The following is a 10,783-nucleotide window of genomic DNA, read 5'->3' as shown; positions in this document are numbered from 1 at the left end:
GGGTGGGGGGGGGGGTGGGGGTGGCGTGGCGGTTGCGCGTTTCCCCCCCCCCCACCACCCCCCCCCCCCCCCCCCCCCCCCCCCCCCCCCCCCCCCCCCCCCCCCCCCCGCCTGCGTGTGCGCTTGCCCCGGGTGCGGCGCCCGTGCCCGTGCCGCCCGCTCGTGCGGTGCTCATCGGCGCCGCCCGGGTGCGCGCTGTCGTACCGGTGTGCCGCCCGCGTGCGGGGCGCGCGGGATGCGGGTGGATTCCGTTTCCGTCCGCCTTCACCCAACCGTGACCTTCCGCGCCGCCCCCGCCGGTGCGCTCGGGCGCGTTCGGCCCGTCGGTCGCGCCGCGCGGACCTGGGTGTTCTCCCCGCCGCCGGCGATGGCCCGCCGGGCCGGCTCCGTAGTCCTCGCCGCCCGCCGCCGTTGAATTCCTGTCCGAATCATTGACGCGCCCCCGGGGCCTCCGTACCTTGTGCCAGCAAGCGCTTACTTGAAACGATTCATGAGGCGGACGCGGCGTCGCGGGAGGCTCGTATGCAGCAGGGCGTAAATGCGGAACGGCAGACCGGGAGGCGGACGATCCTCAAGGCGGCCGGGGCCTCGCTGGCCGTCGCGGGACTGGGGGCCACGGCTACCGCGTGCGGCGGCGGCAGCGGCTCCGGGGACGGAACGGTGACGATCCGTTACTCCTGGTGGGGCGCCGAGGACCGGGCGGAACGCATCAACAAGACCATCGCGCTCTTCGAGAAGAAGTACCCGAAGATCAAGGTGAAGACCGACTTCCAGCCGTACACCGACTTCTGGAAGAAGTTCAACACCCAGGCGTCCGGGGGGAATCCGCCGGACGTCTTCCAGAATGCCATCGGATTTCTCCGCAAATACGATGCCAAGAACGTCCTGCTCGATCTCGGGAAGCAGGTCGAGGCGGGAAACCTCTCCATGGACGGATTCCGCGCGGGCCTGGAGAAGTTCGGCGAGATCGACGGCAAACTCCTGGGCGTTCCCGTCGGTTCCAATTCGATGGCCCTGGTCATCGACAAGCACGTCTACACCCGGGCCGGAATCAAGCCCGAACAGGGCTGGACCTGGGACGACTTCGACGCGGCGATGACGAGGGTCCGCGACCGGGCCGGCCGGGCCGGCGACAGCGGGATGTACGGCGTCATGTACCTCTACGACCTGTACCTGCGTCAGCACGGCAAGGCCTTCTTCACCGAGGACGGACTCGGCTTCACCGAGGCCGACCTGACCGCCTGGTGGACCAAGGCGGAGAAGGACGTGAAGTCCGGCCTCTTCGCCGACCCCAAGAAGGTCGCCCAGATCAAGCCCAAGTCGGCGCTCTCCGCGGAGCTGGCCGGCAGCGAGTTCACCTGGGACAACTTCACCGTCCGCTACACCTCCGAGGGCAAGAGCGAGTACGGGATCGCGCCGATCCCGACCACGGACGGCAAGCGGACCGGACAGTACCTCGGCTCGCTGATGCTCAGCGCCTACAAGCGCACCCAGCACCCCAGGGAAGCAGCGCAGTTCATCGACTTCATGGTCCACGACCCCGAGGTCGCCAAGATCATGGGATACGACCGCGGTGTCCCCACCACGCAGGCCCAGTACGACGCCTACCGGCCGACCGACCCGGTCAACAAGGCCATCGCCGCCTACGAGGAGTCGCTCGTCGAGGCCGGAGTCCTGGAGCGGATCACCCCGCACCCGAACGGTGCCGACATCTGCGAGGCCGCCTTCCTGCGCATCGCCGAGGAGATGGCACTCGGCTCGCGGTCCGTCGAGGAGGCCGTCGGGCAGTTCTTCACCGAGTCGAAGACGGCTCTCGCCGGCTGATGGGAAGCGCCGTGACACACGCCCCCGCGACGGAGGGCCCGGCGGTCTCCGAGCCGCGGCACGGTCCGGTGAAGTCCCCGCGCCGCACCGGCCCGAAGCGGCACGGCCGCCGGGAGAACCTGGCCGGATACCTCTTCATGTCCCCCTGGATCGCCGGATTCCTGCTGCTGACGGCGGGACCGATGGCCGCCTCGCTCTACTTCGCGTTCACCGACTACAACCTGTTCGACGCCCCCCGGTGGATCGGCCTGGACAACTTCTCCGAGATGTTCGGCGACCCCCGCTGGCGCCACTCGGTCCGCGTCACCCTGTGGTACGTCGTGGTCGGCACGCCGATCAAGCTGATCGCGGCGCTCGGCGTCGCCCTGCTGCTGGCCCAGAAGCGGCGCGGGCAGGCCTTCTACCGGGCCGCCTTCTACGCACCGTCCCTGATCGGCGCGAGCGTGTCGGTCGCCATCGTCTGGAAGGCGATCTTCTCGGACGACGCCGTCGTCGACCGCACCCAGCAGCTCTTCGGGATCGACGCCGGCGGCTGGACCGGCGACCCGGAGCTGATCATCTACAGTCTGGTGGCGCTGACCGTCTGGCAGTTCGGCGCCCCGATGGTCATCTTCCTGGCCGGTCTCAAACAGGTGCCGCGCGAGCTGTACGAGGCGGCCGACGTGGACGGGGCGGGAAAGCCGCGGCAGTTCTGGAACATCACCCTGCCGATGATCTCCCCGGTCCTCTTCTTCAACGTCCTGCTGGAGACCATCCACTCCTTCCAGATCTTCAGCTCGGCCTACATCGTGGGCGGCGGCGCCGGGGGCAACGCCTGCGGTCCCGCCGACGGCACGATGGTCTACACCTGCTACCTGTACGTCCAGGGCTTCGAGAACAGCCGCATGGGCCTGGCCTCCGCCATGGCGTGGATGCTCCTGATCGCGGTCGCCCTGGTCACCGCGGTGCTGTTCTGGTCCCAGAAGCGCTGGGTGCACTACGAGGAGGGCGGCCGATGAGCGCGCAGGCCACCGACGTCACACCGGCCGGCGAGGCCGACCGTCCCCGCTCCGCCCGTCCCCGCCCCGGCCGGGCGCCCGCACCGCGGCGCGGGCTGCCCGGGTCGCTGGCCTGGCACATCGGGTCGCTGGCGATCCTCGCCGTGATCCTCTACCCGGTGCTCTGGGTGATCGGCGGCTCCTTCAAGGAGAGCGGCGACATCGTCGGCAGCCTGGACCTCTTCCCGGGCGACCCGATCACGTCCAACTACACGAGCCTCGCCGACGGCATCGCGGACATCTCCATCTCGACGTTCTTCGTCAACTCCCTCGTCCTCGCCGTCGGATCCGTGATCGGGATCGTGGTCTCCTGCTCGCTGACCGCGTACGCCTTCGCGAAGATCAGGTTCGCCGGCCGCAACCTGCTGTTCACCCTCATGATCGGCACGTTGCTGCTGCCGTACCACGTGCTGCTGATCCCGCAGTACGTGCTGTTCCGCAACCTGGACATGATCAACACGTACACCCCGCTCCTGCTGGGGAAGTACCTGGCCACCGAGGCGTTCTTCGTCTTCCTGATGGTGCAGTTCATGCGCAACCTGCCCAGGGAACTGGACGAGGCCGCCCGGCTGGACGGCTGCGGACACTTCCGCATCTACTGGTCGATCGTGCTCCCGCTGAGCCGGCCGGCGCTGATCACCAGCGCGATCTTCACCTTCATCAACTCCTGGAACGACTTCATGGGCCCGTTGATCTACCTCAACGAGCCCGGCAAGTACACGATCTCCCTCGGCCTGAAGATGTTCGTGGACCAGGAGGGCCTGGCGAACTACGGCGGCATGATCGCCATGTCGCTCGTCGCCCTGCTGCCGGTCCTCGCCTTCTTCCTGGCCTTCCAGCGCTACCTGATCGACGGCATGGCGACGTCCGGCCTGAAGGGCTGAGGGGACTCCGATGACCGAAGCGCGTGTGAAGGCCCGTACGCAGCCGGGGGAGTCCCGGTTCGCCCAGGGATTCGCCCTGTTCGCCGAATGCCTGCTCACCGGCGTGTGGATCGCGGTGGCGGCGCTGCCGTTGGTCACCTACCCCGCCGCCTTCGCGGCCGGGTCCCGGCATCTCCGGCGCCGGCTGGCCCACGAGAGCGGCGGATGGCGGGAGTTCGTCGCCGACTTCCGGGCGGCGGTGCGCCGCGGGTGGCTCGTCGGGGTGGCCGACTGGGCCGCGTCGGCGGTCGTCTGGGTGGACGTACGGGCCGTCCGGGACGGTCTGCCCGGCGGACAGGCGGTCGGCGCCGTCGGCGTCCTCGCCCTGATCGGCGCGGCCGTCGCGGGACTGCGCGCCGCGGCGGACTGGCGCCCCGGCGCCTCCTGGCGGTCGCTGCTCGCCCGGGCGGGCCGGCGCACCGTGCTCGACCCCGCCGGTTCCTTCCTCCTCGTCGGCGGGCTGGCCGTCGTGGTCTGCTCCGCCTGGTTCAGCGCTCCGCTGGCCGTCGCCGTCCTGGGCGCCGTCGCCGCGGCGGCCGTCGCGGTGGAGGAACGCCACCGGCGCCGCTGACCCGGCACCCCCCACGGGGGCGGTCGAGTGCGCCGCGCCGGCCGCCCCTTCGCAACGAGGCCGCTGCTTCCGTCGCCCCTCTATCTGTCATGCCCTTGACACCTTGAACATCCGCACGGAAAGGAAAGGCCATGTCCCCCATCCCCCGCAGGTCCCTCCTCAAGGCCGCCGCCGTGGCCGGCGCCGCCGCCCAGTTCAGCTGGGCGCTGGGCACCAGGAACGCGCAGGCCGCGCCCGCCGCCGCCCCGGTCGCCGACGACGGCCCCGTCACCCTGGCCTGGCTGGAGGAGGGTGGCCTCGGCGCCGCCCCCGGCTCCACCGTCGGCGTCCCCTGGCCCAGGGGCACCTTCCGGGAGGACCAGACGTTCTCCGTCACGGACGCGGACGGCAAGGCGGTACCCGTACAGTCCTGGCCGCTCGCCCAGTGGCCCGACGGCTCCCTCAAGTGGACCGCCCACGCCGTCGGCTCGGGCAGCGGCAAGCTCACCCTGGCCGCCGGCACCCCCGCCGCCCCCGCGAAGAAGGTCACCGTCGACCGGCGCGGCGGCACCATCGACATATCGACCGGCGTCATCACCGCGAGAATCGGCACGTCCGGATCCACCCTGGTCAAGTCGGTCACCCGGGGCGCCACCGAGATCGCGAAGAACGGCCGCCTGGTCCTGCTGCGCCAGCCGGAGATCGAGGACGGCGACCAGGGCGCGGTGACGTACGAGCGCTTCGACGGAACCGTCGACGAGGTGACGGTCGAGCAGGAGGGCCCGGTCCGCGCCGTCGTCCGCGTCGACGGCAGGCACCGCAAGGGCCACCGCGGCCGGCTCCCCTTCTCCGTCCGTCTCTACTTCTACGCGGGCGCCGACTCGTTCCGCATGGTGCACACCGTCACCTTCGACGGGAAGCAGGAACCCGGCAGGGCGAGCGGCGACTTCGTCCGCGGCCTCGGCGTCCGCTTCACCGTCCCGATGCGCGACGAGTCCTACGACCGCCACATCCGCCTCGGCGGCGAGGGCACCGGCCTGCTCCGGGAAGCCGTCAAGGGCATCACCGGACTGCGCCGCGACCCCGGGGCGGCCGTCCAGGCGGCACAGTTCGCCGGCGAGAGGCTGCCCGACCCCGCCACCTGGGACCAGCGGGTCACCACCCGTCTGCCGTACATCCCCGAGTGGGGCGACTACACCCTCTCCCAGCTCTCCGCCGACGGCTTCACCCTGCGCAAGCGCACCAAGAAGGGACACGGCTGGATCGGCGCCGGCGGTGGCCGGCGTGCCTCCGGCTTCGGGTACGTCGGCGGCGCGAGCGGCGGCCTCTCCTTCGGCCTGCGCGACTTCTGGGAGAAGTACCCCGCCCAGCTCGACATCCGCGGCGCCCACACCGACGAGGCCGAGGTCACCCTCTGGCTCTGGTCGCCCGAGGCCCAGCCCATGGACCTGCGCTTCTACCACGACGGCATGGGCCAGGACACCTTCCCCGAGCAGATCGAGGGCCTCAACATCACCTACGAGGACTACGAGCCCGGTTTCGGCACCCCCTACGGCATCGCCCGCACCTCGGAACTGCTGTTCTGGGCCAACGCCGCCACCCCGAGCGCCGAGGCGCTCGCCGACCAGATCGGGGCGGTGCGCGTACTGCCCCAACTGGCCGCCCCGCCCGAGCAGCTCATCAAGGCCGGCGTCTTCGGCCCCGGCCTCTACGCCCGGCCCGACCGCTCCACCCCCGCCAAGGCCAAGATCGAGGACCACCTCGACTTCCTCTTCACCTACTACAAGGACCAGGTGGAGCAACGCCGTTGGTACGGCTTCTGGGACTACGGCGACATCATGCACACCTACGACACCGCCCGGCACGTCTGGCGCTACGACGTCGGGGGCTACGCCTGGGACAACTCCGAGCTCTCCCCGGACCTCTGGCTCTGGTACGCCTACCTGCGTTCCGGCCGTGCCGACATCTTCCGCTTCGCCGAGGCCATGACCCGGCACACCGGTGAGGTCGACGTCTACCACCTCGGCGCATGGGCCGGACTCGGCACCCGGCACGGCGTCCAGCACTACGCCGACAGCGCCAAGCAGCAACGCATCGCCAACACCACCTACCGGCGCTTCTACTACTTCCTCACCGCAGACGAACGCGTCGGCGACCTCATGCACGCCAACGTCGACTCCGACGAGACCTTCCTCGCCCTCGACCCGCTCCGCAAGGTCCGCACCGAGCCCTACACCCCGGACCGCAACGCCCTGTCGGTCGGGTTCGGCACCGACTGGAGCGGTCTGGTCTCGGCGTGGCTCACCGAGTGGGAACGCAGGGGCCCCCAGTGGGAGAAGGCCCGGGACCGCGTCCTGTCCACCATGGAGACCATCGCCGCCCAGCCCAACGGCTTCGTCCAGGGCAGCGGCCTGTACGACCTGGACACCGGGAAGTTCGCGGTCGCCGACGCGCCGAAGGTCGAGGTCTCCCACCTTTCGGCCGTCTTCGGTCTGAACGAACTGTGCGCCGAACTGATCGACCTCGTCGACATGCCGAAGTTCGAGGAGGCGTATTACGACTACTGCCGCTACTTCAACGCGAGCAAGGCGGAACAGGCGGAGCGCTACGGCTCGGACTTCGGCAGCCTCATCCTCTTCCAGGGCCATTCCCGCCTCGACGCGTACGCGGCGGTGCGGACCGGCGACGACAAGCTCGCCGCGCGCGCGTGGCAGAAGTTCTACGACTCCGACGGCTACAAGGAGTCGGCCCCCTGGAAGACGGAGCCTCTGAGCGGCCCCGTCGCCCTGGTCCCGGGCAGCGAGGCCGGCTGGGTGTCCACCAACGACACCGCGCTCTACGGTCTCGCCGCCATCGAGAACCTCGCGCTCCTGGGGGACAGGATGCCGTAGCCCGCGCTGATCGGCGCGGACGCGGGCACACTGCTCGGGTGGACTGGAACCATTACCGCTTCCGCAGCCGGTGGACCCTGCCCGCGCCGGCCCCCGCCGTCTACCGGGAGCTGGAACGGATCGAGGACTATCCGCTCTGGTGGCGCCAGGTGCGCGAGGTCACCCGGCTCGACGACACCAGCGGTGTGCTCCGGGTGCGCTCACTGCTCCCGTACGACCTGACGACGGTCCTGCGGGAGGGGCGGCGTGATCCGGCGGCTGGGGTCCTGGAGGTCGCGATGAGCGGCGACCTGGAGGGCTGGGCGCGCTGGACGGTCGCCCCTCGCGGCTCCGGCACCCTCGTGCGCTACGACCAGGAGGTCGTCGTGCGCAAGCCGCTGCTGCGCCGCCTGGCCGTGCCGGGACGGCCCGTGTTCCGGGCCAACCACCGCGTCATGATGCGGGCCGGGCGGCGGGGCCTGGCCGCGCACCTGGCGGGCGGCCGGCAAGCGGTTTGAAGGAAGCGTGCCGGGACCTGTATGGTTCAGTGCGTTCCCGGGCGATTAGCTCAGTGGGAGAGCGCTTCGTTCACACCGAAGAGGTCACTGGTTCGAACCCAGTATCGCCCACGCTCGCGACAGCGACGTGGTCCGCACCATACGCGGACCACGTCGCTTCGTCGTTTCCGCGCGGCTTCGCCGCGCGTCGTGGGGGCTCGGCCAGCCACACCCCCGTCCCGGCGTCGACGCGGGCCGGGGACGGAGGGTCACGCCGCCGCCGGCAGGTCCGGTCGCAGCGGCCAGGCCGGATCCACCGCCTCCTCGGTGCCGTTGAGCGCGAACCACGCCTGAAGCCCCCGTGCCTGACCCGCGTGCCACACCGCCTGCAGGGCGTGCAGCTCGGCGGGGGAGAGGCGCTCCAGCCGCGCCTGGAAGCGCCGTCCCACCGCCCGGACGACCTCCAGCGCCGCCTGGGCGTCGGCCGCCGCGTCGTGCGCGCCGGTCAGCTCCACGCCGTAGTGCGCGCACAGGTCGGTGAGGGTGCGTCGGCCCTTGCGGTAGCGGTCCAGGTGCTTGTCCAGCACGCGGGGGTCCAGCACGTGCAGCGACGTCCGGTCCAGCCAGCGGCCGAGCGACGAGGCGCGGTGCCGGCGCAACTCCCGGTCCAGCAGGGTGAGGTCGAACGGCGCGTTCATCACCACGAGCGGACGCCCGGCGCGGGCCTGCTCGGTCAGCGCCTCCGCTATCTCGTACATCACCGGCGCCGGCCACCGCCCGTGGCGCTGCACGTGCTCCTCGGTCAGCCCGTGCACCGCCGTCGCCGCCTCGGGCACCGGCACACCCGGATTCACCAGCCACCGGGTCACCCGCGGCCGCAGCCCCGGCGCGTCCTGGACGACGAGGGCCGCCGACACGATCCGGTCGGTCTCGATGTCCACACCCGTGGTCTCCGTGTCGAAGGCCGCCAGCGGCCCCTCGAACCAGCTCGTCATAGGGCACTCAACTCCTCGTCCGAGCGCGGCAGCTGACGCGCCGTCCCTTGTCCCGGTTCGGTGATACCCGGGCTGTTTGCGACGTACGCCGGAAGGACACAACAGGAGTACGGGTCTTTGCAGTTCACAGACCCGCAGCCGGGATTCACCAGTTCTGGAAGGCTGTTGGTCATGGCCATCGCGCAGCCCGAACGGGGCGGGCTGCTGCCGGAGCGCACCGCGCCCTCACGCGGCTCTCTCGCCACCACCGCCTGCATGGAGACCTTGCAGGTCGGCTACCTCCACGCGGTCGCCGCCGCGGCGGGCTGCTCGCTCTCCCAGCCCTTCCCGGACAACGGCATCGACTGGCACGTCAGCCACAGCGCCCCGGGGCACACCGTCGACGACGAGGTCACCATCAAGGTGCAGCTCAAGGCGACGTACCAGCTCGCGCCGAACCCGCCCGGCCCGTTCTTCTCCTTCACCCTCGACAACGACCACCTGGCGAAACTCGCCCGCACCCCGGTGTCGGTGCACAAGATCCTGGTCGTGATGATCGTCCCCCGGTCCCGGGACCAGTGGCTGCGCGCCGGCCACGACCGGCTCGACCTCAGGCACTGCTGCTACTGGACCAACCTCGCCGGACATCCGGTCACCGGACGGCGGCGCACCACCGTGCGGATACCGACCGCGCGGATCTTCGACGACCGGGCGCTGTGCGAGATCATGACGCGGGTCGGGACGGGAGGAACACCATGACGCACCCCCCGGCCGGCGAGCCCCCGGGCTCCGGCGGACCGGCACGGCCCACCGAACCCCTGCGCTCCGTACGGCCGTACCGGGCCGACGTCCGCGACGACACCGCCCGGGACGGCCGCCCGCCCGAGCCGGGCTCGGTCGACCCGGCCGTGCTGACCGCCCTGCTCCACCGGCACGGCTGGCGGCGGCGAGGCGGAGCCCCGGGCCGCTACGGCCGCTGGACCCCGCCCGACCCGGCCGCCGGCGGCACCAGTCTGCTGGTGCCCGTCAGCCGCGCCTTCCCCGACAGCGACGACCTGCTCGCCGAGGCGCTGCTCGCGCTCTCCCGCACCGGCACGCCCGCGGCCCGCGAGATCCTGCTCTCCCTCGCCGTCCCCAGCGACGAGGTCCGCTGGGAACGCGACACCCCGACGGGGCCCGGCGGCACCGCGTCCTGGACCGCGGAGGAGCAGCTGCGCTCCGCCGCCCGCCGGATGCTGCTCGCCGGCGCACTCGCCACACGCGCGCGTGCGGGCTACTACGGCGCCCGGCACCGGCGCGCCGCCGGCGCGGCCCTGGAGCACGTCCTGGTGGGCCCCGTCCCCGGCGGCCGTCGCCTCACCGCCTTCCTGCCGGTCGGCAACGCCCGCCCCCTGGCCGTACGCCTCCACCAGGCCCTGTACGCGGCTCGTGAGGCCGTCGACTACCGGCGGGCCACCGGCGGCATGGAGGCCTTCGACTCGGCCGTCGCCGTGGGCGTCAGCCACGAGCTGACCGAGGCGCTCGTCGCCCTGGTCAGGGGCAGCCAGGGAGCCAGGATCGCGGTCCGCTGGGCACCGGCCGCGGGGGTCCCCGAGGGCTGCGGCGCCCTGGCCGAACCCGTCGAGTTCTCGCCCGGCGACCTGCCCGCCCTGCGCGAGGCCGCCGCCCGCTACCTGCGCGCGGAGCCCTCCGTCCCGGTGCGGATCACCGGCGCCGTCGTCCGCATGCGCCGGCCCGGACCACGCGGCCCGGGCACCGTCCGGCTGCGGGTGCTGGCCGGGGCCGAGGTGCCGCACGTGCGCGTCGCGCTGGACGAGGAGGCCTACCGGATCGCCGGCCACGCCCACCTCGTCGGGCTGCCGGTGCGGGTGCTGGGGCGGCTGGAGAGCCGGGGCGGGTTCCGACGGCTCACCGGCGCCTGCGAGATCACTCCCGTCCAGGTCGACGACGCGGAGCGGGACCGGCTGCTGAAGGCCGTCCAGGAACACGTGGAGGTCGCGGCCCTCTTCGAGGAGGCCTGCGGCGACGGAGGGGAGTGCCGGGACTGATTTCGCGGTGGGCGGGCCCGGGTCGGTACGATCGCCCTCATGCGTGCGCTCGGGTATGGC

At 71.8% G+C, this 10,783-nt stretch carries 9 protein-coding genes and 1 tRNA gene; 9 read left to right on the top strand and 1 reads right to left on the bottom strand.

Annotation, left to right across the window (positions count from 1 at the left end):
• Positions 1-522: 522 nt before the first annotated feature.
• From ACIBCJ_RS34020 to ACIBCJ_RS33990, 7 genes are all read left to right on the top strand, one after another.
• On the top strand, positions 523-1,824 hold the full coding sequence (locus ACIBCJ_RS34020; RefSeq protein ID WP_365980566.1) for an extracellular solute-binding protein: 1,302 nt from the start codon (positions 523-525) through the stop codon (positions 1,822-1,824).
• Positions 1,824-2,822, top strand: a complete 999-nt coding sequence (locus ACIBCJ_RS34015) for a sugar ABC transporter permease (protein ID WP_365980565.1) — start codon at positions 1,824-1,826, stop codon at positions 2,820-2,822. The genes ACIBCJ_RS34020 and ACIBCJ_RS34015 overlap by 1 nt, the downstream gene beginning before the upstream one ends.
• A complete protein-coding gene (locus tag ACIBCJ_RS34010; protein WP_362513197.1) occupies positions 2,819-3,745 on the top strand; it encodes a carbohydrate ABC transporter permease in 927 nt (308 codons plus the stop codon). Before ACIBCJ_RS34015 ends, ACIBCJ_RS34010 begins: the two co-directional genes overlap by 4 nt.
• A gap of 10 nt (positions 3,746-3,755) precedes the next feature.
• A complete protein-coding gene (locus ACIBCJ_RS34005) occupies positions 3,756-4,355 on the top strand; it encodes a hypothetical protein (RefSeq protein ID WP_365980564.1) in 600 nt (199 codons plus the stop codon).
• A 131-nt stretch (positions 4,356-4,486) separates the two neighbouring features.
• The gene (locus ACIBCJ_RS34000; protein ID WP_365980563.1) at positions 4,487-7,225 is read left to right on the top strand and encodes a Tat pathway signal sequence domain protein; all 2,739 of its coding nucleotides are present in this window, start codon (positions 4,487-4,489) and stop codon (positions 7,223-7,225) included.
• A 38-nt stretch (positions 7,226-7,263) separates the two neighbouring features.
• Positions 7,264-7,722 (top strand): SRPBCC family protein, encoded by a 459-nt coding sequence (locus ACIBCJ_RS33995; protein ID WP_362097127.1) that lies wholly within the window; start codon positions 7,264-7,266, stop codon positions 7,720-7,722.
• A 39-nt stretch (positions 7,723-7,761) separates the two neighbouring features.
• Positions 7,762-7,833, top strand: a tRNA-Val gene (locus tag ACIBCJ_RS33990).
• 137 nt (positions 7,834-7,970) lie between these two features.
• On the opposite strand, the gene ACIBCJ_RS33985 is transcribed toward ACIBCJ_RS33990, so the two are convergent.
• On the bottom strand, positions 7,971-8,696 hold the full coding sequence (locus ACIBCJ_RS33985; protein ID WP_362097124.1) for a 3'-5' exonuclease: 726 nt from the start codon (positions 8,694-8,696) through the stop codon (positions 7,971-7,973).
• A gap of 171 nt (positions 8,697-8,867) precedes the next feature.
• Here ACIBCJ_RS33985 and ACIBCJ_RS33980 point away from each other — a divergent pair, with 171 nt between their 5' ends.
• Entirely contained in the window at positions 8,868-9,434 is a 567-nt protein-coding gene (locus ACIBCJ_RS33980; protein WP_133888086.1) for a DUF4365 domain-containing protein, read from the top strand.
• Entirely contained in the window at positions 9,431-10,723 is a 1,293-nt protein-coding gene (locus ACIBCJ_RS33975; protein WP_365980562.1) for a hypothetical protein, read from the top strand. The genes ACIBCJ_RS33980 and ACIBCJ_RS33975 overlap by 4 nt, the downstream gene beginning before the upstream one ends.
• The last annotated feature ends 60 nt before the right edge of the window (positions 10,724-10,783 follow it).

It is taken from the genome of Streptomyces sp. NPDC051136, assembly GCF_044455745.1.
In the GTDB taxonomy this organism is placed as follows: domain Bacteria; phylum Actinomycetota; class Actinomycetes; order Streptomycetales; family Streptomycetaceae; genus Streptomyces.
Note: the sequence above shows the minus strand (reverse complement) of the source record. Positions and strands in the feature narration are given on the sequence as shown.